This is a genomic window from Nocardioides sp. Soil796 (assembly GCF_001429525.1).
GTDB lineage: Bacteria > Actinomycetota > Actinomycetes > Propionibacteriales > Nocardioidaceae > Nocardioides.
This window is the reverse complement of record NZ_LMSQ01000017.1, coordinates 501,187-524,389: the sequence shown is the minus strand read 5'-3', so window position 1 is coordinate 524,389 and position 23,203 is coordinate 501,187. Positions and strand designations below refer to the sequence as shown.

The window sequence follows — 23,203 nt, the reverse complement described above, 5'->3', positions numbered from 1 at the left end:
TCAAGGAATCGTGCAGATTTGCCTGAGACTTGAGAGATTCCGTGCAAGAGCCCGTCCTCGAGGAATCCGACCTCGTCCTCATCCACGCTCTCCAGATCGCGCCACGAGCCACGTGGACCGAGGTCGCGGGTGTGCTCGGGACGACGGCGACCACACTCGCTCAGCGCTGGGACCGACTCCGATCGCGGGGCCTCGCCTGGGTGACGGCGCACCCGTCGGCGCGTGGGGAGACCGTCGGGCTCGGCTTCGTCGAGGTCGACTGCGAACCGGGCGCGACGGACGAGGTCCTGGCCTGGCTCTGCCGCGATCCCCGCGCGGTCACGATCGACCAGTCGGCACGCGGTCGCGACTTCGTCGTGACCGTGATGACGCCCGATCTGCCGTCACTGACGCATTTCCTGCTCGACGAGCTGGCGCACCGACCCGGAGTCCAACGCCAACGCACCCGTCTCGCGACGGGAGTCCACCGTCAGGGCAACGACTGGCGGCTCGACGCGCTCGCTCCGGGCCAGCGCACGGCGCTGGAGAAGATCGGTCGGGCCACCCGTCCGACCACCGTCACTCCGTTGCCGGCCGGCTCGGGGCCACTCGTCGAGGAGTTGGCGAAGGACGGGAGGGCAACTGCGGCCGAGTTGGCCAGAGTCACCGGTCGCAACCCCGCGACAGTACGTCGCCAACTTGCCAAAGTGATCGCGTCCGGCGCTCTGTCCTTCCGATGCGAGGTGGCCCGCGAGACGTCGTACTGGCCGATCCACTGCGACTGGCTGGCGCGCGTGCCGACGACCGAATGGGACCGCACGCTGGCGGCGCTGGCCACCTTGCCCGAGCTACGACTGTGCGTGACGACGACCGGCGAGACCAACATGCTGATCACCGTGTGGACCCGCTCGCTGACGGATCTCCTGCGCGTGGAGCGACTCGTGAGCGAGAAGCTGCCGTGGCTGAACGTCGTGGAGAGCGTGGTCAACCTCCGCACTCTCAAGCGCATGGGTTGGCTGGTGGGCGAGAACGGCCGGGCAACGGGCGAGGTCGTCGTACCGAGCGCCCTCAGTTCAGAGTGACTGCACCCAGTTGCGCAGCAGCTGCGCGCCGGCGTCGCCGGACTTCTCCGGATGGAACTGGGTGGCGCTCAACGGGCCGTTCTCCACGGCGGCGACGAACCGGTCGCCGCCACCAGAGATCGAACCAGTCTCCGCCCAGGTCACCTTGGGGGCGCGCGTGCGGTTGTTCGTGACCAGCGTCCAGTCACGGACGCCGTAGGAGTGCACGAAGTAGAAGCGCTGGTCCTCGACCCCGGCAAACAGCTCCGAGTCCTCGGGGACGTCGACGGTGTTCCAACCCATGTGCGGTACGACGGGAGCCTGCAGCCGCTCCACGACACCGGGCCACTCGTCACAGCCTTCGGTCTCGACACCGTGCTCGACACCGCGGGAGAACAGGATCTGCATGCCGACGCAGATGCCGAGCACCGGGCGTCCTCCCGACAGGCGTCGGCCGATCACCTCATGGCCCTTGACCGCACGCAGTCCGGCCATGCACGCGGCGTACGCACCGACACCGGGAACCAGGAGCCCGTCGGCGTCCTGGGCAGCCGTGCGATCGGCGGTCAGCGTGACGGAGGCACCGGCGCGCTCGAGCGCACGCACCGCCGACCGGAGGTTCCCTGACCCGTAGTCAAGGACGACGACATTCTTCATGGATCAGAGAGTGCCCTTGGTCGACGGGACCCCGGACTCGCGCGGGTCGAGAGCGATCGCGTCGCGGAACGCGCGGGCGAACGCCTTGAACTGGGTCTCGACGATGTGGTGGGGTTCGCGGCCGGCCAGGACGCGCACGTGCAGGGCGATGTGCGCGTGGAACGACAGGGACTCGAACACGTGACGGGTCAGCGAGCCGAGGTAGAAGTTGCCGGACGGGTTGCCCAGCATCACGTGCTCCTGGCCCTCGGGCTCGCCGGTGTGCACGCAGTAGGGCCGGCCCGACACGTCGACGACCGCCTGCACCAGCGCCTCGTCGAGGGGCACCGTGGCGTCGCCGAAGCGGCGGATGCCGGCCTTGTCGCCGAGAGCCTCACGGATCGCCTGGCCGAGCACGATCGCGGTGTCCTCGACGGTGTGGTGGGAGTCGATGTGCGTGTCTCCGCTGGCGTGCACGACGAGGTCGACCAGGGAGTGCCGCGCGAACGCGGTGAGCATGTGGTCGTAGAAGCCGATGCCCGTGGAGACCTGGCTCTTGCCCGATCCGTCGAGGTCGAGCTCGACGTGGATCTTGGACTCCTTGGTCTCACGGTCGATCCGTGCGGTCCTGCTCATCCCTGGATCTCCTTCATGACCTCGGTCAGTGCGTTCTTGAAAACCGTCATCTCGTCTGCGGTGCCGATCGAGACCCGCAACCAGCCGTCGGGGCCCGTCTCGCGGATCAGCACGCCCTTCTCGAGCAGCGCCTGCCACACCGCGTGCCGGTCGTCGAAGGTGCCGAACAACGCGAAGTTCGCGTCGCTCTCAGCCACCTCGAGGCCCTGCTCGCGGAGCCAGCCTACGGTCTCGTCGCGTTCACGACGCAGCTCGTCGACGCGTCCGAGCAGCTCGGGTGCGTGGCGCAGGGCGGCCAGCGCGGTCGCCTGGGTGACCGCGGAGAGGTGGTACGGCAGGCGCACCACCCGCACCGCGTCGCAGATCTCCGGCGCGGCGGCGAAGTAGCCCAGCCGGGCACCGGCCAACGCGAACGCCTTGCTCATCGTGCGCGACACGACCAGGTTGCGGTGCTCGGGCAGCAGCTCCAGGGCACTCGGGGTGCCCGCGCGACGGAACTCGCCGTACGCCTCGTCGACGACCACGACGCCACAGTGCTCATCATTGGCCGCCGCCTCACACAGGAGCGAGACCGCCTCGGGCGGCAACGCCGTACCGGTCGGGTTGTTCGGCGACGGCAGGAGTACGACATGGGGCCGGTGCTCCAGCACCAGGTCACGCGCGGCGTCGAGGTCGAGGGAGAAGTCGGTCTCGCGGCGCCCGACCACCCAGCCGGTCATGGCGTCGCGGGCATACTCCGGATACATGGAGTACGTCGGGGCGAAGCTCAGCGCCGTACGCCCCGGACCACCGAAGGCCTGCAGGAGCTGGAGCATCACCTCGTTGGACCCGTTGGCCGCCCACACCTGGTCGGGTGTGACGCCCTGCCCACCGTCGGTGTTGAGGTACGCCGCGAGCGCCGTACGCAGCTCGGTGAACTCCCGGTCGGGGTAGCGGTTCAGCGTCGAGGCAGCGGCTGCGACCGACGATGCGATGTCGGCCACGGCCTCCGGCGAGGGACCGTAGGGGTTCTCATTGACGTTGAGCTGGACCGGGACGTCGAGCTGTGGTGCGCCGTACGGCTCGATGCCGCGCAGCTCCTCGCGCAGCGGCGGCCACAGTGACGGCGCGCTCGCGGACTCTCTGGCGCTCATCCGTCTCACGCGTCCTGGTCGCGCGTGGGGTCCGTGGCGAAGCGCACGCTCACGGCGGCACCGTGGCCCGGGAGGTCTTCGGCCGAGGCGAGGGTGACCACGTGGTCAGCCACCTCGGCCAGCGCGTCGCGCGAGTAGTCGACGACGTGCACCGCCTTGAGGAACGCGCGCACGGACAGGCCCGAGGAGTGGCAGGCACAGCCCGCCGTAGGCAGCACGTGGTTGGACCCCGCGCAGTAGTCGCCCAGCGAGACGGGTGCGTAGGACCCGACGAAGATCGCACCGGCGTTGAAGACACGGGCCGCCAGCGCGGCCGCGTCAGCGGTCTGGATCTCGAGGTGCTCGGCCGCGTAGGCGTTGACCACCTCGAGGCCCTGCTCGAGGTCGTCGACCAGCACGATGCCGGACTGCTGTCCGGCCAGCGAGGTGCGGATCCGCTCGACGTGGCGCGTGACCGAGACCTGCTTGTCGAGCTCAGCGAGCACGTCGTCGGCCAGTCGCTCGGACGGGGTGACCAGCACCGCTGCGGCCAGCGGATCGTGCTCCGCCTGGCTGATCAGGTCGGCCGCGACGAACGACGCCTCGGCGGTGTCGTCGGCGAGTACGGCGATCTCGGTGGGGCCGGCCTCGGCGTCGATGCCGACGATGCCCTTGAGGAGCCGCTTGGCGGAGACCGTGTAGATGTTGCCCGGCCCGGTCACCAGGTCGACCCTGCGGCACGGACCGGCGCCGTGGGCGAACATGGCGATCGCCTGGGCACCGCCGACGGCGTACACCTCGTCGATGCCGAGCAGCGCGCACGCGGCGAGGATCGTCGGGTGCGGCAGTCCGCCGTGGTCCTTCTGGGGTGAGGAGGTCAGGGCGATCGACGCGACCCCGGCCACCTGGGCGGGAACGACGTTCATGATCACCGACGAGACCAGGGGCGCGAGACCGCCGGGCACGTAGAGGCCGACGCGCTGCACCGGCACCATGCGGTGGGTGACCGTGGCGCCGTTGCCCAGCTCGGTCACGACGTCGTGCTCGAGCTCGGCCTCGCAAGTGAGCCGCAGCCGGCGGATCGACTCCTCGAGCCCGGCCCGGATCGCCGGGTCGAGCGCCGCCAGCGCCTCGGAGAGCGCCTCGGGCGGCACGACGATGTCGGTCTGCTCGACGCCGTCGAACTTGAGCGAGTAGTCGGTGATCGCTGCGACACCACGGTCGCGGACGTCGTCGCAGATCGGCCGGACCACATGCAGCGCGGCCTCCACGTCGAACTCGGCCCGCGGAACTGCGGTCCGGTAGTCGACGGGCTCGGTGCGGCCACGGAGGTCGATACGGCGGATCATGCGGCCAAGTCTAGTTGTCACGCTGGTTCCCACCGAACCGGTTTCGGTGGGCGACACCGTTCACCCGGCGGGGCGGAGCGTCACCGTGACCGGCAGGTGGTCGGAGAGTTCCGACGGCACGGCACGTGGAGTGTCCGCCACCAGGTCGACGGTGGCGAAGACGTGGTCGATCTGCTCGTCGGGGTCATCGGCCGGTGAGGTCAGCACCGGACGTTCCTCCCCGAGTGCGTCGCGCAGTCCGCTGTCGAGCAGCGCCTGCCACGACGGGTCGCCTGGCTGCAGGTTGAAGTCGCCCGCCACGATCACCGGGTTCCCGGCCTTCGCACGCTCGACGGCGAACCGGGCGATGTCACGGGCCTGCTCCAGGGACCCGTCACCGTCGCTGTCGTGCGGCTGCACGTGCGTGGAGATCACGTCGTACGCCAGCCCGTCGAGGGTCACCGTGACCGCCAGGGCCTGCGCGCCCGTCACCGCGTCGTACGACGGCAGCGGGTGCGCGTCCACACCGGACACCGGCAGGTCGGTGAGCACTGCGTCGCCCCACACCGGGTCGGCTGCCGGGCCGAAGTACGCGTCCATGCCGAGCAGGCGGGCCAGGATCGCCAGCTGGTCCTGCCCGCCGTTGAGCAGCCAGGCGCGGTCGATCTCGCTGAGCAGCACGACGTCGGGGTGCAGGTCGGCGATCAGCTCGGCCACCTTGCGTGGTTCGAAGGTGCCGTCCATGCCGTAGCCCATCCGAAGGTTCCACGCCACGACGCGCAGCCCCTCGTGGTCGTCGCTGGTCGCCTCGACCTGCGACACGGTCGCGCGCGGCCCCAGACCCGCGGCGAGTACGGCGACGAGACCGATGGCCACCAGCACTCCCCCGGTGCGACCGACAGCGAGCCGGAAGCCGGGCCCGGGTGCGGGCCCCTGCGAACGCAGCGTGACGCGCACCGCGGCCGCAGCCAGCGCAGCCGCCAGCAGGACGAGCAGCAGATCGGCCCGGTAGCCGAGGTCGTAGCCGGCGTAGTAGGCGAAGAACAGGGCAACCCACAGCACCGCTCCGCCGGCCGCGGTGAACACCGGTGCAACCTCACTGCCAGCAGGCGGCGACTCCGCCAGCGCGCCCAGCACCACGACCAGGGCGGGCATCCCGAGCACGAACGCAGGCAGCGTCCACAACGAAGACGCGTCGGGCATCATCACCGCCGCCGTCGCACCGGTCAGGACGACGCCGGCACCCAGCGTGAGCCCACGCGGGGGTCGATCGAGGCGAACGAGCACGAGCGCGGCCACTGCGCCCACCACGACCAGCACCGGCCCCCAGCCCTGATCGGTCGATGACGCTCGTGCCGGGTTCGCGGCCCACGTGCCGGCCAGGAGGTACGTCGGCAGCAGGGCGAAGGCAAGCATGCGCGGGGCGGACCGCGGCTCCGGCTGCCCCGGCAGGACCCCCACGACGAGGACCACCTGCACGAGCAACAGGCCCCACCCCCAGACGTCGTCACGCCACACCGCACCCCAGGAGCCGAGGGCGGCGTGCGTGGCCGCGGCCAACGCCAGCCCGGCGGCGTACCCCTCGACGACCGCGTCGCCGAGGACCCGGGTGGCCAGGCAGCACCAGGCAACCGCGCAGGCAACGCCGATCGACGCGCACCACAGCTGGGGCTGACCGCCGCCGACGACCTGCAGGGCCACCCGGCTGAGGAGGACACAGACCAGCATGATTGCGGCCATGGTGGGCTCGGGCACAGCCGTGAACCGGACCACGAGCAGCGGGAGGCACCCGGCCACGACCACGGCCAGGGCGAACGCACCCATCAGCTCGGCCGGCGTCGAGGCGGCCTGCCCGAAGATCGTGATCAATGACGGTGTCCACACCCGGAGCACGTCGACGAGCAGCCAGACGCCGACCGCCACGCACAGCACTCGTCTCATCCGACCTCCTCGTCGAGGACATCCTGCCCGCATCCGGAGCAAGCCGATAGTGTGAAGGAATGACCGCGACGATGCCGCTGTTCCCGCTGAACACGGTGCTGTTCCCGGGCCTCTCGGTGCCGTTGCGGGTCTTCGAGGACCGCTACCGCGCACTGGTCCACGAGCTGCTGCGCATCGACGACCCGAAGGAGCGGCTGTTCGGGTCGGTGGCGATCCGGGAGGGCTACGAGGTCGGCGATCGCGGCGGCCAGTCCCTTCACCGCATCGGTTGCGTGCTGCAGCTGACCGAGGTCCAGTCCCACAAGGACGGCACCTTCGACATCGTCGCGGTCGGCCGCGGGCGACTCCGGCTGGAGTCCCTCGAGACCGGCGGCGAGTTCCTGGCCGGCCATGTCGCGCTCCTCGACGAGCCCGACGACGACCACGAGGACGCCAACCACACGATCACCGAGCTGGCCCGCAACACGTTCGAGGACTACCGCGGGGTGCTGTCGCAGATCCGCGGCGAGGACGTCCTCACCGGCGACCTGCCGCGCGACCCGGCGTACCTCTCCTGGAGCCTGGCCGGCACCTGCCTGCTCACCCTCCGCGATCGCCAGCTGCTGCTCGAGGCCGAGCCGACGACGCTGCGGCTGGCGATGCTCATCGACCTGATGCGCGAGGAGATCTCCGCCATGATCGCCCTCCCCTCCCTGCCCGCCACCGAGGTGGCGCGCACCGGCTGGTCACCGAACTGAGCGCCCGCTGACGATGGCGAAGAGGAAAACAGCCGGTGGTACGCCGGCCACGGTGGCCCTGACCGCCGCCGGCATCGCGTTCACGGTGCACCCCTACACCCACGACCCCCGCGCGGCCAGCTACGGACTCGAGGCCGCGGAGGCACTCGGCGTACCGCCCGAACGAGTCTTCAAGACGCTGCTGGCCACCGCCGACGGGGTGCTGGTCGTCGGCATCGTCCCGGTGACCGCGCAGCTCGACCTCAAGGCGCTGGCCCGCGCGGTCGGCGCCGGCAAGGCGGCGATGGCCGACCAGGCAGTGGCCGAGCGGGCCACCGGCTACGTGGTCGGTGGCATCTCTCCCGTCGGCCAGAAGCGCCCCCACACCACCGTCATCGACGAGTCGGCCCTGGCCCACGAGACCGTCTTCGTGTCCGGTGGCCGGCGTGGCCTCGACCTCGAGCTGACGCCCGCCGACCTGGTCCGGGTGGTCCCGGCCAGCGTGGCGCCCATCGCCCGCTGACCCACGAGCCTGCAGTTCTTGCGCGCCGAACCGGCAATCCTTGCGGTGCGGAAATCAAGAATTGCCGGTTCGCGCATCAAGAGCACGCGGTTCGCGCATCAAGAACTGCAGGTTGGTGGGGTCACTCGGTGGTGACGGTGAGCAGGGTGTGCACCTCGTCGCCGTCGGTCCAGGAGCTGAAGCCGAAGGCCTCGAGCGGCTCCGCGTTCTCGAGCACCTCGTGCGGCGCCCCCGCGGCCTCGAGCGCCTCGGTGAGCCAGTCTCCGGCGTCGAAGTTGGCATAGAGGATCGCCGAGGCGTCCTCGGCGTGCGGCACAACGGACTTGAAGGTCTTGTCGTCACCGAGGTCGCCCTCTTCGGACACCTTGTCGATGTAGTCCTGGCTCGGGCCGACCACGACGTAGCCGTCCTTGGCGGTGGAGCTGATCACGTCGGAATCGGTGCCGAGCTGGGCACGGATCTTGTCCAGGACCGCCTCGATCTTGTCGGCGTCACCCTTGACCTTCACCGCGACGGGGAGCCCCTCGGGGCCCATGCTCTCGACCTGGTTCGCATCGAAGTTGCTGTCGAGGGCCACCACGAATGACTCGCCGAGCAGGACCTCGACGTCGTCGGGCACACTCAGGCCGGTCTCGGACTCGAGGTCGGCGATGGCTTCGTCGTACGACATGCCGGACTCGCTCTCGATGAGCGGCTTGAGCTGCTCGAGGAGTACGTCGCCCCAGCCGTCCTCGAACCCGGCACCGAGTGCCACCGCCGTGCTGGCCGGCAGGGTGGAGAGCGTGTCGTCGCCGCGGTCGCCGCTGATCATCTTGCTGGTCGAGGTGTTCAGCTGGCCGGTGGCGAACTCGACCTCGAGGTTGCCGTCGTCGAAGCGCACGGTGCCGGCGCCACCCTCGAAGTCCTTGAGAGCGGCGGTGAGCTCGTCGGTGGCCTCCGTGGACACCGCGTCGGGCAGCGCCTCGTCAGTCCCGGTGCCGTCGGAGGAAGCCATGGCCTCACCGGCCCCGAAGAGCTCGTCGGCGTGCTCGGCCAGCGCGTCACCGCCCTCGGCGGAGGCGTAGAAGTTCATCACACCGGGGTCGCCGGCGGCCTTGGTCCACTTCTTGTAGTCGCCGTCCTCGTCGAGGCTGGCGTCCTTGGCGTCGGAGACGACCTTCTCGGCGATCTTCTCGGTCTCGGCCAGGATCACCCAGTCGCCGTTGAAGGCGTAGCCGCCGATGTCCTCGCTCTCACCGGTCATCTCGTTGCCGCAGTTGACCAGCTTGTTCAGGCCGTCCTCGGCCTCGTCCTGGTCCTTGACCTGCACCACGAACACCGGGTCGGGGTATTCGTGACCCTGGTCGACGACCGCCAGGGCGGCCCGGTCACCGAGCCACGGCTCGATGTCGTCCTTGTAGTCGAGCTCCTTGCAGGCACCGGAGTTCTGGATCTCCTCGAAGATCTTCTTGCGTACGTCGTCATCGGTGTCGAGGCCGACGTTCTCCTTGAACGCGGGGAACTTGCGCAGCGCCTTGAGCGCCTCGATCTTCTGCTCGCCCGAGGGGTCGAGGTCGACGGAGATGTAGGCCAGCGTGTCGTCGGGGAGCGCCTCGGCCGGCTGCGGGCCCTGCGACATGAACGCCTGCCAGGCCCAGACCCCGCCCCCGGCGAGGACGGCGGCACCGGCGACCAGGCCGATCACCAGGCCCTTGCGCCCGCGCTTGCCGGACGGCGGTCCCGGCGGCACGGGTGCGCCCGAGCCGGTGCTCATCTGCTCGTAGACCGGGCCGGCCCCCTGCTGCGGGGGCTGCTGGCCGTAGGGCTGGTTCGACGGATAGGGGCCGGGCTGACCGGCGTACGGCGGCTGGCCCTGGCCGTAGGACGGCACTGGCTGCTGGCCGCCGAAGCCCGGCTGGCCGTACGGGTCCTGGCTCGGGTCCGGTCGCCCACCGGTGGGAAACTCAGAAGTCACGTGACTCCCCCATCTTCTCGTCTGGCATCACGTCGAATCAGACGGTGACCCTACCCGCTTGGTTCCGTTTCACGCCTGCGATTGAAACAAGTCAGGACGACCACCGTGCCGAGCAGCGCACCACCCGGGCAGGACACCAGCACCGGCAGCCACGAGGCGTGCAGGTCACCGGTCACCGGATCCCAGTCCTTGGTGTGCTTCGCGGCCTCGATGGCGGAGTCGGGACCGAGGGCCTGGCCGACCGCCAGCAGCACCACGCCGCCCAGCAGCGCGCCCACGACCACAGAGCCGAGGGTGACCAGCTCGTCGCGCTCGAAGACGAAGCTGACCACGATCCCGATGACCAGGCCGAGGCCCGCGGCGATCGCGACATAGAGGCCGGTGCCGCGGAAGTCGGCGTCGTCCTCGAAGTGCGGGACACCCTCGAGCGCGAAGCCCTTGGGGGCCGGCGCCCACAGGTGGTGCCAGAACCAGCCGCCGACGGCGCCGGCGACGACGAAGACGGCCACGATCACCAGGGCGTCCCGGATCAGGGCCTTGCGCTCACTGGCCAAGGCAACCCGGCCCGAGGAGCTGCTTGAGGTCGGCGAACAACGCGGAGTTGGGAGTGACCCGCAACCGGTCGTCGAGCCGCATCACGGTCGTCGAGGCCCGCGCCAGCAGCTTGAGCTGCACCTCGGACATGCCGGGGTGGGTGGCCAGCACCTCCTTGAGCTGCTCGACCACGGGTGCGGTGCAGCGGGTCGCCGGCAGGCTGATCACCACGGGCCCGCTGGGGCCGTCGCTCAGGTCGGGGAGCGTGACCTCCTGACCGTGGATCTCGGGCTGGTCCTTCTGCCGCGACAGTCGCCCCTTGACGGTGATGATCGCGTCTTCGGTGAGGTACGTCGAGGCGAGCTGGTAGGAGCTCGGGAAGAGCAGCACGTCGATGGCGCCGTCGAGGTCCTCCAGGGTGACCATCGCCCAGGTGTCGCCACGCTTGGTGATCTTGCGCTGCACCGAGGTGATCAGGCCGGACACCGTGATCGGCGACCCGTCCTGACGCTCCTCGTCGAGCATCAGCTGGCCGATCGTGCAGTCGGTGCCCTGGGAGAGCACGTGCTCGAGGCCGAGCAGCGGGTGGTCGGAGACGTAGAGGCCCAGCATGTCCCGCTCGTGGCTGAGCAGCGTCATCTTGTCCCAGTCGTCGATGTCGGGGATCGTCACCGAGATGCCGAACCCGCCGCCGGCGTCGTCGTCGAGGCCCCCGAAGAGGGAGTCCTGCCCGATCGCCTCGTTGCGCTTGATGTCGACGTACTGGTCGACGGCGGTCTCGTGGATCGCGACCAGCGCGCGCCGCTTGTGCTTCATCTCGTCGAACGCGCCGGCCTTGACCAGCGACTCGATGACCCGCTTGTTGCAGACCAGCGCCGGGACCTTCTCCATGAAGTCGTTGAAGTCGGTGTAGCGGCCCTTCTCCTCGCGGCCCGCCACGATGCCGTCGACCACGTTGTTGCCGACGTTGCGGACGGCGGTCAGGCCGAAGCGGATGTCGTTGCCGACCGGGGTGAAGTTGGAGGCGGACTCGTTGACGTCGGGCGGCAGCACCTGGATCTTCATCCGCCGGCACTCGTTGAGGTAGATCGCCATCTTGTCCTTGTCGTCCTTGACGGACGTCAGGAGGGCGGCCATGTATTCGGCCGGGTAGTTCGCCTTGAGGAACGCGGTGTAGTAGGAGACCACGCCGTACGCCGCCGAGTGGGCCTTGTTGAACGCGTAGTCGGAGAACGGCAGCAGGGTGTCCCACAGGGCCTTGATCGCCCCGTGGCTGTAGCCGCGCTCGGTCATGCCCGCGGAGAAGCCGGCGAACTGCTTGTCCAGCTCCTCCTTCTTCTTCTTGCCCATCGCCCGGCGGAGGATGTCGGCCTGGCCCAGCGTGTAGCCCGCGAGCTTCTGGGCGATCGCCATGACCTGCTCCTGATAGACGATCAGGCCGTAGGTCTCGCCGAGCACGTCCTCGAGGGCCTCGGCCAGCTCGGGGTGGAGCGCCTCGACCGGCTCGCGGCCGGTCTTGCGGCGGGCGTACTTGTTGTGGGAGTCGGCACCCATCGGGCCGGGGCGGTAGAGCGCGCCCACGGCCGAGATGTCCTCGAACGTGTCGGGTCGCATGGACCGCAGGAGGGCGCGCATCGGCCCGCCGTCGAGCTGGAAGACGCCGAGGGTGTCGCCACGCTGGAGCAGCTCGTAGGTGGCCGGGTCGGTCAGCTCGAGGTCTTCGAGCACGACGTCCTCGTCGCGGTTGGCCTTGATGTTCTTGACGCAGTCGTCGAGGACCGTGAGGTTGCGCAACCCCAGGAAGTCCATCTTGATCAGGCCCAGCGCCTCGCACGTCGGGTAGTCGAACTGAGTGATCATCGCGCCGTCGGCGGGGCGCTTGAGCATCGGGATGATGTCGAGGAGGGGTTCGCTCGACATGATCACGCCGGCCGCGTGCACGCCCCACTGCCGCTTCAGACCCTCGATGCCGATGGCCGTGTCGACGACCGTCTTGACGTCGTTGTCGCCGTCGTAGAGTGCGCGGAACTCGCCGCCCTCGCCGTAGCGCTTGTGGTCGGGCTTGAAGATGTCCTGGAGCGGGACGTCCTTGCCCATCACCGCGGCCGGCATGGCCTTGGTGATGCGGTCGCCCATCGCGAACGGGTAGCCGAGGATGCGTGAGGAGTCCTTGACGGCCTGCTTCGCCTTGATGGTGCCGTAGGTGATGATGTAGGAGACCCGGTCGTCGCCGTACTTCTCGGTGACGTACTTGATCACCTCACCGCGACGACGTTCGTCGAAGTCGATGTCGAAGTCGGGCATCGAGACGCGGTCGGGGTTGAGGAAGCGCTCGAAGATCAGGCCGTGCTTGAGCGGGTCGAGGTCGGTGATGCGCATCGCGTAGGCGACCATCGAGCCGGCACCCGAGCCACGGCCCGGACCGACCCGGATGCCGTTGTCCTTGGCCCAGTTGATGAAGTCGGCGACGACGAGGAAGTAGCCCGGGAACCCCATCTGCGTGATGACGCCGAGCTCGAACTCGGCCTGCTTGCGGACGTCGTCGGGGATGCCGTTCGGGTAGCGGAACTGCAGGCCGGTCTCGACCTCCTTGACCAGCCAGGAGTCCTCGTTCTCTCCGGGCGGGCAGGGGAAGCGCGGCATGAACGTGCCGTTGCCCTCGGTGAACTCGACGTTGCACCGCTCGGCGATCAGCAGGGTGTTGTCGCAGGCCTCACGGAGTTGGTACTTGCCCTCCCAGAGCTCGCGCATCTCGGCCGGGGACTTGATGTAGTAGCCGTCGCCGCTGAACGCGAAGCGCTGGCCCGGGCCGTCGCCGGCCGGGATGGTCATCGTGGACCCGGAGTTGATGCAGAGCAGGTGCTCCTGGCTCTTCGCGTCTTCCTTGCGCACGTAGTGGGAGTCGTTGGTGGCCAGCAGCGGGATCTGGAGGTCCTTGGCCAGCTTGAGCAGCCCGTCGCGGACGCGGTTCTCGATGGAGAGGCCGTGGTCCATCAGCTCGAGGAAGTAGTTCTCCTTGCCGAGGATGTCCTGGAACTCCCCGGCGACCTTGCGGGCCTCGTCGTACTTGCCGTAGCGCAGGTGCACCTGCACCTCGCCGGACGGACAGCCGGTCGTGCCGATCAGGCCCTTGCCGTGCTGCTGCAGGAGCTCGCGGTCGGCGCGCGGCTGCTTGAAGAACCCGTCGCGCCACGAGCCGGTGGAGAGCCGGAAGAGGTTGTGCATGCCCTCGGTGGTCTCGGAGAGCAGCGTCATGTGCGTGTAGGCACCGCGCGCCGAGACGTCGTCGGAGCCGCCGTCGTAGAAGTTGATGCCCTTGCGCTCGAAGCGCGAGATGTTGGGGGTGAAATAGGCCTCCATGCCGATGATCGGCTTGACCCCGGCGGCCTTGGCCTTGCGGTAGAAGTCGTAGGCGCCGTAGACGTTGCCGTGGTCGGTCATCGCGATCGCCGGCATACCGAGCTCGGCGGTCCGCTCCGCCATGTCACCGAGTCGCGCGGCTCCGTCGAGCATGGAGTACTCGGTGTGCACGTGCAGGTGCACGAAGGAGTCGGACGTCATCGGTGGAGCGTCTCCCAACAGTCAGCAATGGGCAGGGTCGAACGGGCCGAGGCAGCAGCCCGGCGGCGATCACGGCGCCTCTTCACAGAGCTTGTTCACAGCATCTGTTCGAGGGCCGGGGGAAGGACGCCAGACTACGTGACCCGTTGAAGGCATTCTGACAGGGCGCACGGACAGTCGCTGATTGCGCGGACTCAGCCGCGGGATCGCTCGTGCGCGTCCAGGGACTCGGTGATGATCGAGTCCACGATCCGGGCCACCCGGTCCACCCCGAGTGCGGGCGCCTGAAGGGCCACGGCCTCGGCGATCGCATGCTCGCGCACAGGGTCGCGTCCGGCTGCCCCACCGACCGGCTTGTGGTCCTGGACGGCGGAGGTCAGCGCCGCCCGGCGGGCCAGCAGCAGGCCAAGGTCGTGGTCGACCTCATCGATTTGGCGCCTCAGGAAGTCGAGCGGATCGTTGCCCAACCAGGCCATGCGCAGGTCCGGCGAGCGCTCCTCGTTCGCCGATCCGTCCGTGCCCTCCAGCTCCACCAGGCCGTGCCGGCGGTAGAACGCGCGGGCCGGCTCGTTGCTCTCGAAGACCCACAGCGCGAACCCGTCGGGCCGCAGGCCCTTGGCCACGTCGAGGAGGGCGGTGCCGACGCCGGAGCGCTGTGTCCCCGGGTCGACGTACAACGAGTCGAGCCAGGTGGGGGTCAGGGTGCTGAACCCGAGGAGCTCGTCCTGCTCGGCCACCCACACGTCGCGTTCGGAGAGGTCCCATCCGGTGACCCAGGCGACGACCGAGTCGGCACTGTGCACGATCGGGGGCATGGCCGGCACCGCTGCCTCGCGCACCCGGAGGTACAGCTGCGCGATGTCGGGCAGGTCGTCGCCGGTCGCCGGCCTCAGGGTGAGCTCGGAGGACATGCGTCCATCCTCGCAGGGTCGGCAGCGCCGGTCCGGAGCACGGTCACTGGTCGAACTGGTCACTGATGAAGGCGGTCACACCGCGACGAGGGCCAGGTAGGCCAACCCGAGGACGCCCCGGTAGCCCCCGTAGTACGCCGCGCGCTGGGCCGCCGCCTGCTCGCGTACGCCGGCCGCGTCGGGATGGTCGGCGGGATGCGTGGCCAGCCAGCGGGCGTAGCAGGCCGAGTAGCCGGACTCGAACTCGTCGAACTCGTCCTGGTTCGCCTCGTGGACCTGCACGGGCATGAAGCCCTCCTCGACCGCGATCTCGAGCAGGTCGCCCAGCTTCACGAACTCGTCGAGGCGACCCGCGAGCGGAGCGATCGCCGCCTCGGTGGGTGTGGTGGACCAGATGCCCTCGCCGTACACCGCGCGCCCACCCGGCTCCAGCAGCGCACGCAGGGCCCGCAGCGCCGATCGGTGGTCGAGGGGCTGGTCTTCCTCGACAGGCGGTCCCCAGATCTGGCTCGCGCCGATGCAGATCACCGCGTCGGCGCGCGGCGGCAGGGCCTTCTTCGCGTCGCCGGCCACCAGCTCGACGCGGTCGGCCAGCCCGCGCTTCGCGGCGAGCTCGACACCGTGAGCGATCGAGGCGGCGTCGAGGTCGACGCCGATGCCGTTGGCACCTGGAGCCGCCTCCAGGGTGCGCAGCAGGAGCTCGGCCCAGCCGCAGCCGATGTCGGCGACAGTGCCGTCGAGGCCGGCGGCGAGGAAGGCCACCAGGCGCTCGGCTCGCTCCTCCGAGAGGGCGGTCAGGAAGGTCAGGTCAACGTGGGGTGCATCGAGTTCGAGAGTCATCGCCGCGCACTGTGCCACCCGGCGTGCGGGTGCGTCACCGGGTTTTGTCGTGCCCGAGGACTCAGTGTGCGCCCCGGATGACCTCGAGCGCGGCGGCCAGGTCGTCGGGGTACTCGGACTCGTAGGTCACGTAGTCGCCGGACTCCGGGTGCTCGAAGCCGAGCTTGACGGCGTGCAGCCACTGGCGTTCGAGACCCACACGCTTGGCGAGCACCGGGTCCGCCCCGTAGGTGATGTCGCCGACGCAGGGGTGCTTGAGCGCCGACATGTGCACCCGGATCTGGTGGGTGCGGCCGGTCTCGAGGTGGATCTCCATCAGGCTGGCGAAGCGGTGCGCCTCGAGGAGCTCGTAGTGGGTGACGCTGTGCTTGCCGTCGGCCATCACCGCGAACTTCCAGTCGGACTTCGGGTGCCGTCCGATGGGTGCGTCGATGGTGCCGGTCAGTGGATCGGGGTGGCCCTGCACCAGCGCGTGGTACGTCTTGTCGACCGTACGGCGGCGGAAGGCGTTCTTGAGCACCGAGTAGGCGTGCTCCGACTTGCAGATCACCATGACCCCCGACGTACCGACGTCGAGGCGCTGCACGATGCCCTGGCGTTCGGACGCGCCACTGGTGGCGATCCGGTAGCCGGCGCCGGCCAGGTGGCCGACCACCGTCGGGCCCGACCAGCCGGGGCTCGGGTGCACGGCCACTCCGACGGGCTTGTCGATCACCACGATGGCGTCGTCGTCGTGGATGATCTTGATGCCCTCGACGATCTCGGCCTTGATCTGGAGAGGGTCCGCACGCCGGGGGAAGGTCACGTCGAGCATGGCGCCCGGGTGGACCCGATCGGACTTGCCGACCTCGCCGCCGTCGACCTGCACGTTGCCCTCGAAGATCAGCTCGGCGGCGCGGGTGCGCGAGACGCCGAACATGCGCGCGATGGCGGTGTCGACGCGTTCGCCGGCCAGGCCCTCGGGGACCAGGACAGTGCGGTGCTCAGTCATGCGTGGTTCCGTCGAGGCGTCGGCCGCGGATGGACATCACGATGATGGTGAGCGCAGCGAGGTTGATCAGGATGTCGGCGACGTTGAAGATCGGCCAGTGCGGCAGCTCGAGGAAGTCGATGACGTGCCCGCGCATGACGCCGGGGTCGCGGGTCAGCCGGTCGGCCAGGTTGCCGCCCACGCCGGCGAGCAGGAAGCCGAACCCGAGCGCCCAGCCGGTGCTGCGCACCCGGAACGAGAGGAACACGACGACGCACACGGCAAGCATCGCGAAGACGGTCAGCGCCTCGGTGAACGCCGTACCGGTGCTGAACGCGGCGCCGGGGTTGCGGGTCAGCCGGAAGCCGAAGAGGTCACCGACCACGTCGACGCGGCCACGACCCTCCAGCGACTCGAGCGCCCAGTTCTTGCTGAGCAGATCGGCCAGGAAACCGATGAGGCCGACGCCCCAGAAGATCTGCAGGGAGCGGGTACGACGGGAGTGGTCGACTGTTCCGGAGACCGGTGTATCGCTGGTGTTCAGCGACGTTCCTCGCGCTGCTTGCATGACATGCACAGTGTCGCACGCGGGAAGGCCATCAGCCTCATCTTGCCGATGGGGTTGCCGCACGACTCACAGACGCCGTAGGTGCCGTCGTCAATGCGTCCCAGGGCCCGCTCGATCTGGGCCAGCATCTCGCGGGCGTTGGCGACGACAGTCAGCTCGTGGTCGCGCTCGAAGCTGGTGGCGCCCATGTCGGCCTGGTCGTGGCCGGCACCGTCGCCGGCGTCCCTCATCAGGCCGGCCAGCTCCTCCTCCTGCTCGCGCAGCTCCTCGCGCAGACGGTCGGCGTGCTCGTTGAGGTCGGTGAGGACCTCGTTGAGCTCGGCCTTGGTCCAGGCGGTCTCGTCGTCGCGCACGGCCAGTGCCGAGCGACCCTTCGCCGCGGCTGCCTTCTTGGCGGGGCGCTTCTGGGCCGGCACGGTCTTCTTCGCAGTCGTTGACGTGGCTGCAGCCACCTTCTTCACGGGCTCCGCCTTCTTGGTCGTGGTCTTCGAGGTCGTGGTCTTCTTGGCAGGCGCCTTGGTGGCGGCAGCAGTCTTCTTGGCCGGCCCCTTCTTTGCAGGCGCCTTCTTGGCAGGTGCCGGCGTCGCGGGGGCCTTCTTGGCAGCAGTCTTCTTGGTCGGCGCCTTCTTCGCAGCAGAATGCGCAGCCGCGGTCTTCTTCGCAGCGCTCTTCTTGGCCGGGGCCTTCTTGGCAGGCGCCTTGACCGCGGGAGCGCTCTTCTTGGCGGCGGCCTTCTTGGCGGGCGCCTTCACGGCCTTCTTCGCCGCGGGAGCCTTGCTGGCGGCGGCCTTCTTGGCGGGCGCCTTCACGGCCTTCTTCGCAGCCGGAGCCTTCTTCGCGGTGGGCTTGGAGGAAGCCTTCTTGGCCGGCGCGGACTTCTTGGCGGGCTCAGCGGTGGCCGAGGCGCCCTTGGGCTTGCGGGAGATGACCTTCTTCGCGGCAGCCGCAGCGGATCCTGCCAACGACCTTCTCGTGCTGCGTGCCATGGGTGGGCCTCCTCAGGCCTAGCCGATGTGGTGGGAGCCACAGTCAAGTGGTCGGAGGGTAGTCCACTCGGTGAGCACTACTCAAACCTGCCACGCACAGTGGGTACCGGCGGAAGTTTGTCGGCCACTCGAAGAACTTCCGGCGGTGCCCACATGGAGACACCAACGGCCGGATCCCGAGGGATCCAGCCGTTGGAGAGTTCTTCGCTAGCGGGGACTCAGCCCTCGTCCTCGCCGAGGATCGAGCGGAGCCGCTTGGGGGCCTGGGCCGGCGTGTCGCCGGCCGGCTGGCCACCCTCAGGAGCCGAGTCGAGGGACTCGAGCTGCTGGGTGAAGTAGCTCTTGAGGCGGGAGCGGTACTCGCGCTCGAAGGAGCGCAGGTTCTCCACCTCGGTGTTGAGCTTGTCGCGCTCCTTCTCCAGGTCACCGAACATCTGCTGGCGACGCTCGGCGGTCTCGGAGTCGAGCATCTGCGAGCGGCTGCGCGCGTCGGACTCGAGACGGTCGGACTTGACCTTCGACTCCGACTCGAGGCGCTCGGCCTTGGTACGTGCCTCGCCGACGATCTTGTCTGCTTCGTTCTTGGCGTCCTCGACGAGCTCGTCCGCATTGCGCGTGGCGATCTCGAGAAGTCGCGCAGCGGCGTTGGAAGCCTGCGCAACCGTCTCGACCCGGATCGTCTCGGGCGCGGCAGCGGCAGCAACCGGAGCAGCTGCGGGAACCGGGGTCGGCTCCGGCTTCGGCTCGGGCTTCTTCTCCTCGACGGGAGCCGGCGGCGCGGCGACAGCGACGGGGGCACCGGACTGGGCCGCGGAGAGCTTCGACCGCAGGTCGTCGTTCTCCTTGGTGAGGCGAGCGAGCTCTGCCTCCACCTCGTCGAGGAACTGGTCGACTTCACCCATGTCGTAGCCCTCGCGGAGCCGGACAGGAGTAAAGCGCTTGTTGCTCACGTCCTCAGGCGTCAGCGGCATGCTCTCACCCATTCGTTCTAGTCAACGGAAAGTCTGTCTGTCGAACAATAGCGCTTGGGGCGCAAGTTCAGTTAGGCGCCCAATTTGCACGGGCAGCCCTGTCGGAACCGTTGGGGAACCTCAACCCGAGAGGAACACCATCTGGTTCAGACGTAGAAGAAGGTACGTGCCCACGAGCACCAGAAGGAAACTGAGATCGAGTGCGACGCTGCCCAGGCGCAGCGGTGGAATGACGCGCCGCAGTGCCTTGATGGGCGGATCAGTGATGCTGTAGACGACCTCGAGGAAGACCAGCAAGGGCCCTCGCGGAGACCAGGAACGAGCGAAGACCTGCACCCAGTCGAAGACGAAACGGATCCACAGAAGGGCGAGGAAGAACCAGAGGATCGCCTCGAGGATGTAGCCGATGGTGCGCATGTATTCAGGTCAGCTCTGTGTCAGTTCGGCACGGATGTGAGGTCGGCTCCAGCCCCGGTCAGCTCTGGTTGAAGAATCCGCCCTCGGCAATGCGTTCCTTGTCTTCTGCCGCAACGGTGACGTTGGGCGGTGAGAGAAGGAACACCTTGCTGGTCACGCGCTCGATGGTGCCACGGGTGGCAAACACCAGGCCTGCAGCGAAGTCGACCAGGCGCTTGGCGTCGGTGTCGTCCATCTCGGAGAGGTTCATGATCACCGGCACGCCGTCGCGGAAGTTCTCACCGATGGTGCGCGCCTCGTTGTAGGTGCGCGGGTGGAGGGTGGTGATTCGGGACAACTCTGCGACAACTCCTGCTGTGGGAACCGCCTGCGGGCGGCGGCGCTCGGAAATGCTGGCCACCGAGGCCGGGCGGGGCTCTTCCCTCGCGGGACGGGTCGGTTCGTCGGCGTACTCGTCGTAGCCTTCTTCGTCGGGGTACCGGCCGGTGTCCTCGAGCAGGCCGAGGTACTCACCGATCTTGCGCATCGCGCCGCTCATGAGTGTTTCCTCCGGAACTCCTGCGCTCCTGTAGGAGCGCTGTTGTGATGGGACATTACTTGATCTTCGGGCGCTCACCGAGCACCGCGCGGCCAATCCGCACGTGTGTCGCGCCATGGAGAATCGCTGCTTCCAGGTCGCCACTCATCCCCGCGGACAGGAGCGTGGCCTCCGGGTGCTGGTGGCGGAATCGTTCGGCGATCCCGGCAAGTTCGGCGAAGGACGATTCGGGGTCGGCACCCAGGGGCGCCACGGCCATCAGGCCGCACAGGTTGAGGTCGTCGGAGGCGGCCACCTGGTCGGCCAACGGCCCGAGGTCCGCCTCGGTGACACCCGCCCTGCCCTGTGCCTCACCCGGTGGGTCGAGGCTGACCTGGAGCAGTACGTCGAGGACTCGTCCGCGGGTGGCAGCGCCACGCGCCAGGCCGCCGACGAGCTTGGCCCTGTCGACCGACTCCACCACGTCGGCGTACGCCGCCACGGCGGCCGCCTTGTTGGACTGGAGGCCGCCGATGTAGTGCCAGCGGAGACCGGTGGCACGACAGTCGGCCACCTTCTGCTCGGCCTCCTGGTGGCGGTTCTCGCCGACGTCGGTGACCCCGAGACCGGCCAGCAGCTCGACGTCGGAGGCCGGGAAGAACTTGGTGACCACGGTGAGCGTGACCTCGCCGGGGTCGCGGCCAGCGGTGCGACACGCTGCGACGATGCGCTCGTTGACGGCGGCGAGGTTCGCGGCGAGCTCGGCGGCCCGCTCCCCCGTCACGGCCGGATCCTGATCAGTCCGCCGAGTCGGCCGGCTGCCGCGCCGTCGCGGCGGTAGGACCAGAGGTCGGCCTCCTCGCGCGTGCAGCGCGAGGCGTCGACGATCGTCACACCCTCGGAGACGAGCTGGGCCCGGACACCGGCCCCGATGTCGAGCGCGGGGGTGCCCCACGAGGTCTCGGCCCAGGACTCCGGCACGACAGCGGCCACGTCGGCGCGCATCGTGCCGGGCACCTCGTAGCAGCTCCCGCAGACGTGGGGTCCGATCCAGGCGGCGATCGGCCCGGCGCCCAGGTCGCGCATGGCGCGCACCGCCGCTGGAACCACTCCCGCCACGAGTCCGGGCCTGCCGGAGTGGACCGCGCCGACGACCGTGTGACGCTCGTCGGCCAGCAGGACCGGCACGCAGTCAGCGGCACGGACCAGGAGTGCGACGCCTGGCTGGGTCGTCACGATTGCGTCGGCGACCAGCTCGCGCCCGTCGTACGACGCATCGAGCACGGCGACCTCAGCACCGTGCACCTGCCGGAGCCCGACGATGCGCAGGCCGTGCTCCCCCGGGGCGAACTCGCCGGCCAGCGTGGCCAGACGTGCCGTGGCAGCGGCCTCGTCGACCTCACCCACCACTCCGTCGTCGCCCGCGGCCGGCAACGACAGGTCGAGCGTGCGGTCCGTGAAGGCGAGGTCGATGGACGCGCCACCGGCCTCGCCTCCACGTGACTCGCGGAAGGCGAACACGCGTGCTGTCTCGATCACTTCAGGAAGTCGGGGACGTCCAGATCGTCATCGTCGAACTGCACCTGGCGCGGAGCCTGGGCCGGGCGCTGCGGAGCCGACTGCTGCGGCTGCGAGGGCTGACCCGACTGGGCAGGCTGACCGGACTGCGCCGACTGACCGGACTGGGGTGCCCGCTGGGCGGGCTGTCCGGCCGGCTGGGCCGCCGGACGACTCGGCTGGGACTGCTGCTGGGGAGCCTGCTGCGCGTTGCGCTGGTTGGCGAGCGCCTGCGCAGCATTGCGGGTCTCCTGCTGGGTCTGCTGCGGCGGCTCCTGGCGACGCAGCACGGTGCCCTCGTCACGGCGCTTCGGCATGCCGCCGTCGAAGCCGGCCGCGATCACCGTGACCCGCACTTCGTCACCGAGGGCGTCGTCGATGGTGGCACCGAAGATGATGTTGGCCTCGGGGTGCACCGACTCGGCGACCAGGGCGGCCGCCTCGTTGATCTCGAAGAGGCCGAGGTCGGAGCCACCGGCGATCGAGAGCAGCACGCCGTGGGCGCCGTCGATGCTGGCCTCGAGCAGCGGGCTCGACACCGCCATCTCGGCAGCGGCGACCGAGCGGTCCTCGCCACGGGCCGAGCCGATGCCCATCAGGGCGGAGCCGGCGTTGGCCATCACGGACTTCACGTCGGCGAAGTCGAGGTTGATCAGGCCGGGCGTGGTGATCAGGTCGGTGATGCCCGAGACACCCTGCAGCAGCACCTGGTCGGCCTGCTTGAAGGCGTCGAGCATGGAGACGTTGCGGTCGCTGATGGAGAGCAACCGGTCGTTGGGGATGACGATGAGGGTGTCGACCTCTTCGCGCAGCTGCGCGATGCCCTCTTCGGCCGAGTTGGCGCGACGGCGGCCCTCGAAGGAGAACGGCCGGGTCACGACACCGATGGTCAGCGCGCCCAGTGAGCGCGCGATGCGGGCCACGACGGGAGCGCCACCGGTGCCGGTGCCACCACCTTCGCCAGCGGTCACGAACACCATGTCGGCGCCCTTGATGACCTCTTCGATCTCGTCGGCGTGGTCCTCGGCGGCCTTGCCCCCGACCTCGGGGTTCGCGCCGGCTCCGAGTCCGCGCGTGAGCTCGCGGCCGATGTCGAGCTTGACGTCGGCGTCGCTCATGAGGAGCGCCTGGGCGTCGGTGTTGATCGCGATGAACTCGACGCCCTTGAGGCCGACCTCGATCATCCGGTTGACGGCGTTGACGCCACCCCCACCGATACCCACGACCTTGATGATGGCCAGGTAGTTCTGTGCTGCTGCCACGGCGGCTGTGCCTCTCCCTGATCGGTGTCGCCCGACCGCTCCGGGTGAGAGCGATGGGCCTGTCTGTGCTGTGCCAGCCGGGTTGCGACTGGCGGTGGTGCTCGTTGGGGAAGTTCCGATCAGTCGACCTGAAACCTTAACCCTGAACTGGAGGGTTATAGTTATGTCAACCTCTCGTTGTCGAAGACAGTAGGCAGACCAGTGCGGACATTCACGCTGGACA

General features: G+C 69.1%; 22 protein-coding genes. 3 read left to right on the top strand and 19 right to left on the bottom strand.

Annotated features, from left to right (window positions below):
• The first annotated feature begins 41 nt into the window (after positions 1–41).
• Positions 42–1,061 (top strand): Lrp/AsnC family transcriptional regulator, encoded by a 1,020-nt coding sequence (locus ASH02_RS09550; protein ID WP_056676865.1) that lies wholly within the window; start codon positions 42–44, stop codon positions 1,059–1,061.
• On the opposite strand, the gene hisH is transcribed toward ASH02_RS09550, so the two are convergent.
• The 5 genes from hisH to ASH02_RS09525 are packed head-to-tail and all read right to left on the bottom strand — an operon-like array spanning position 1,053 to position 6,693.
• The gene (gene hisH, locus ASH02_RS09545) at positions 1,053–1,697 is read right to left on the bottom strand and encodes an imidazole glycerol phosphate synthase subunit HisH (RefSeq protein WP_056676861.1); all 645 of its coding nucleotides are present in this window, start codon (positions 1,695–1,697) and stop codon (positions 1,053–1,055) included. The two genes, ASH02_RS09550 and hisH, sit on opposite strands and share 9 nt — an antisense overlap.
• A 3-nt stretch (positions 1,698–1,700) precedes the next feature.
• Complete coding sequence (gene hisB, locus ASH02_RS09540) at positions 1,701–2,312, bottom strand: imidazoleglycerol-phosphate dehydratase HisB (RefSeq protein ID WP_056676858.1); 612 nt, start codon at positions 2,310–2,312, stop codon at positions 1,701–1,703.
• The gene (locus ASH02_RS09535) at positions 2,309–3,445 is read right to left on the bottom strand and encodes a histidinol-phosphate transaminase (RefSeq protein WP_056676855.1); all 1,137 of its coding nucleotides are present in this window, start codon (positions 3,443–3,445) and stop codon (positions 2,309–2,311) included. Before ASH02_RS09535 ends, hisB begins: the two co-directional genes overlap by 4 nt.
• Positions 3,446–3,450: 5 nt before the next feature.
• Positions 3,451–4,773 (bottom strand): histidinol dehydrogenase, encoded by a 1,323-nt coding sequence (gene hisD / locus ASH02_RS09530; RefSeq protein WP_056676851.1) that lies wholly within the window; start codon positions 4,771–4,773, stop codon positions 3,451–3,453.
• Between the two features lie 60 nt (positions 4,774–4,833).
• Entirely contained in the window at positions 4,834–6,693 is a 1,860-nt protein-coding gene (locus ASH02_RS09525; RefSeq protein WP_162250910.1) for an endonuclease/exonuclease/phosphatase family protein, read from the bottom strand.
• Between the two features lie 59 nt (positions 6,694–6,752).
• On the opposite strand from ASH02_RS09525, the gene ASH02_RS09520 reads away from it, so the two are divergent.
• Positions 6,753–7,430, top strand: coding sequence for an LON peptidase substrate-binding domain-containing protein (locus tag ASH02_RS09520; protein ID WP_056676845.1), 678 nt, complete (start codon positions 6,753–6,755; stop codon positions 7,428–7,430).
• A gap of 13 nt (positions 7,431–7,443) precedes the next feature.
• Positions 7,444–7,932, top strand: coding sequence for a Cys-tRNA(Pro) deacylase (gene ybaK, locus ASH02_RS09515; protein ID WP_056676842.1), 489 nt, complete (start codon positions 7,444–7,446; stop codon positions 7,930–7,932).
• A 121-nt stretch (positions 7,933–8,053) separates the two neighbouring features.
• Here ybaK and ASH02_RS09510 read toward each other — a convergent pair whose 3' ends face one another.
• The 14 genes from ASH02_RS09510 to ftsZ form a co-directional block, all read right to left on the bottom strand.
• On the bottom strand, positions 8,054–9,886 hold the full coding sequence (locus ASH02_RS09510; protein ID WP_056676840.1) for a DUF3352 domain-containing protein: 1,833 nt from the start codon (positions 9,884–9,886) through the stop codon (positions 8,054–8,056).
• 50 nt (positions 9,887–9,936) lie between these two features.
• Complete coding sequence (locus tag ASH02_RS09505; protein WP_056676837.1) at positions 9,937–10,440, bottom strand: hypothetical protein; 504 nt, start codon at positions 10,438–10,440, stop codon at positions 9,937–9,939.
• A complete protein-coding gene (dnaE, locus tag ASH02_RS09500) occupies positions 10,430–13,981 on the bottom strand; it encodes a DNA polymerase III subunit alpha (protein ID WP_056676834.1) in 3,552 nt (1,183 codons plus the stop codon). Before dnaE ends, ASH02_RS09505 begins: the two co-directional genes overlap by 11 nt.
• 194 nt (positions 13,982–14,175) lie before the next feature.
• Positions 14,176–14,892, bottom strand: a complete 717-nt coding sequence (locus tag ASH02_RS27015) for a GNAT family N-acetyltransferase (protein ID WP_056676831.1) — start codon at positions 14,890–14,892, stop codon at positions 14,176–14,178.
• Positions 14,893–14,967: 75 nt separating this feature from the next.
• Positions 14,968–15,732, bottom strand: a complete 765-nt coding sequence (locus ASH02_RS09490; protein WP_082563644.1) for an SAM-dependent methyltransferase — start codon at positions 15,730–15,732, stop codon at positions 14,968–14,970.
• A gap of 61 nt (positions 15,733–15,793) precedes the next feature.
• Positions 15,794–16,723 carry an RluA family pseudouridine synthase gene (locus tag ASH02_RS09485; RefSeq protein ID WP_056676825.1) on the bottom strand — a complete coding sequence of 310 codons (930 nt, stop codon included), beginning with the start codon at positions 16,721–16,723 and terminating at the stop codon, positions 15,794–15,796.
• On the bottom strand, positions 16,716–17,270 hold the full coding sequence (locus ASH02_RS09480; RefSeq protein ID WP_056676822.1) for a signal peptidase II: 555 nt from the start codon (positions 17,268–17,270) through the stop codon (positions 16,716–16,718). The genes ASH02_RS09485 and ASH02_RS09480 overlap by 8 nt, the downstream gene beginning before the upstream one ends.
• The gene (locus tag ASH02_RS25615; RefSeq protein ID WP_082563522.1) at positions 17,243–18,256 is read right to left on the bottom strand and encodes a TraR/DksA family transcriptional regulator; all 1,014 of its coding nucleotides are present in this window, start codon (positions 18,254–18,256) and stop codon (positions 17,243–17,245) included. Before ASH02_RS25615 ends, ASH02_RS09480 begins: the two co-directional genes overlap by 28 nt.
• Positions 18,257–18,474: 218 nt before the next feature.
• Positions 18,475–19,239 carry a DivIVA domain-containing protein gene (locus tag ASH02_RS09465; protein WP_200949990.1) on the bottom strand — a complete coding sequence of 255 codons (765 nt, stop codon included), beginning with the start codon at positions 19,237–19,239 and terminating at the stop codon, positions 18,475–18,477.
• A gap of 108 nt (positions 19,240–19,347) precedes the next feature.
• Positions 19,348–19,644, bottom strand: a complete 297-nt coding sequence (locus ASH02_RS09460) for a YggT family protein (RefSeq protein WP_056676816.1) — start codon at positions 19,642–19,644, stop codon at positions 19,348–19,350.
• Between the two features lie 58 nt (positions 19,645–19,702).
• Entirely contained in the window at positions 19,703–20,182 is a 480-nt protein-coding gene (locus ASH02_RS09455) for a cell division protein SepF (protein ID WP_056676813.1), read from the bottom strand.
• Positions 20,183–20,237: 55 nt separating this feature from the next.
• Entirely contained in the window at positions 20,238–20,945 is a 708-nt protein-coding gene (locus tag ASH02_RS09450) for a YggS family pyridoxal phosphate-dependent enzyme (protein ID WP_056676810.1), read from the bottom strand.
• On the bottom strand, positions 20,942–21,700 hold the full coding sequence (locus ASH02_RS09445) for a polyphenol oxidase family protein (protein WP_235530037.1): 759 nt from the start codon (positions 21,698–21,700) through the stop codon (positions 20,942–20,944). Before ASH02_RS09445 ends, ASH02_RS09450 begins: the two co-directional genes overlap by 4 nt.
• Positions 21,697–22,980, bottom strand: coding sequence for a cell division protein FtsZ (gene ftsZ / locus ASH02_RS09440; RefSeq protein ID WP_056676805.1), 1,284 nt, complete (start codon positions 22,978–22,980; stop codon positions 21,697–21,699). The genes ASH02_RS09445 and ftsZ overlap by 4 nt, the downstream gene beginning before the upstream one ends.
• Positions 22,981–23,203 lie beyond the last annotated feature (223 nt).

Excerpts from the sequence above, each read along its gene's own strand:
- hisH (WP_056676861.1), bottom strand. The coding sequence starts at position 1,697 with ATGAAGAATGTCGTCGTCCTTGACTACGGGTCAGGGAACCTCCGGTCG.
- hisB (WP_056676858.1), bottom strand. The coding sequence starts at position 2,312 with ATGAGCAGGACCGCACGGATCGACCGTGAGACCAAGGAGTCCAAGATC.
- ASH02_RS09535 (WP_056676855.1), bottom strand. The coding sequence starts at position 3,445 with ATGAGCGCCAGAGAGTCCGCGAGCGCGCCGTCACTGTGGCCGCCGCTG.
- hisD (WP_056676851.1), bottom strand. The coding sequence starts at position 4,773 with ATGATCCGCCGTATCGACCTCCGTGGCCGCACCGAGCCCGTCGACTAC.
- ASH02_RS09525 (WP_162250910.1), bottom strand. The coding sequence starts at position 6,693 with ATGAGACGAGTGCTGTGCGTGGCGGTCGGCGTCTGGCTGCTCGTCGAC.
- ASH02_RS09520 (WP_056676845.1), top strand. The coding sequence starts at position 6,753 with ATGACCGCGACGATGCCGCTGTTCCCGCTGAACACGGTGCTGTTCCCG.
- ybaK (WP_056676842.1), top strand. The coding sequence starts at position 7,444 with ATGGCGAAGAGGAAAACAGCCGGTGGTACGCCGGCCACGGTGGCCCTG.
- dnaE (WP_056676834.1), bottom strand. The coding sequence starts at position 13,981 with ATGACGTCCGACTCCTTCGTGCACCTGCACGTGCACACCGAGTACTCC.
- ASH02_RS27015 (WP_056676831.1), bottom strand. The coding sequence starts at position 14,892 with ATGTCCTCCGAGCTCACCCTGAGGCCGGCGACCGGCGACGACCTGCCC.
- ASH02_RS09490 (WP_082563644.1), bottom strand. The coding sequence starts at position 15,732 with ATGACTCTCGAACTCGATGCACCCCACGTTGACCTGACCTTCCTGACC.
- ASH02_RS09485 (WP_056676825.1), bottom strand. The coding sequence starts at position 16,723 with ATGACTGAGCACCGCACTGTCCTGGTCCCCGAGGGCCTGGCCGGCGAA.
- ASH02_RS09480 (WP_056676822.1), bottom strand. The coding sequence starts at position 17,270 with ATGCAAGCAGCGCGAGGAACGTCGCTGAACACCAGCGATACACCGGTC.
- ASH02_RS25615 (WP_082563522.1), bottom strand. The coding sequence starts at position 18,256 with ATGGCACGCAGCACGAGAAGGTCGTTGGCAGGATCCGCTGCGGCTGCC.
- ASH02_RS09465 (WP_200949990.1), bottom strand. The coding sequence starts at position 19,239 with ATGGGTGAGAGCATGCCGCTGACGCCTGAGGACGTGAGCAACAAGCGC.
- ASH02_RS09460 (WP_056676816.1), bottom strand. The coding sequence starts at position 19,644 with ATGCGCACCATCGGCTACATCCTCGAGGCGATCCTCTGGTTCTTCCTC.
- ASH02_RS09455 (WP_056676813.1), bottom strand. The coding sequence starts at position 20,182 with ATGAGCGGCGCGATGCGCAAGATCGGTGAGTACCTCGGCCTGCTCGAG.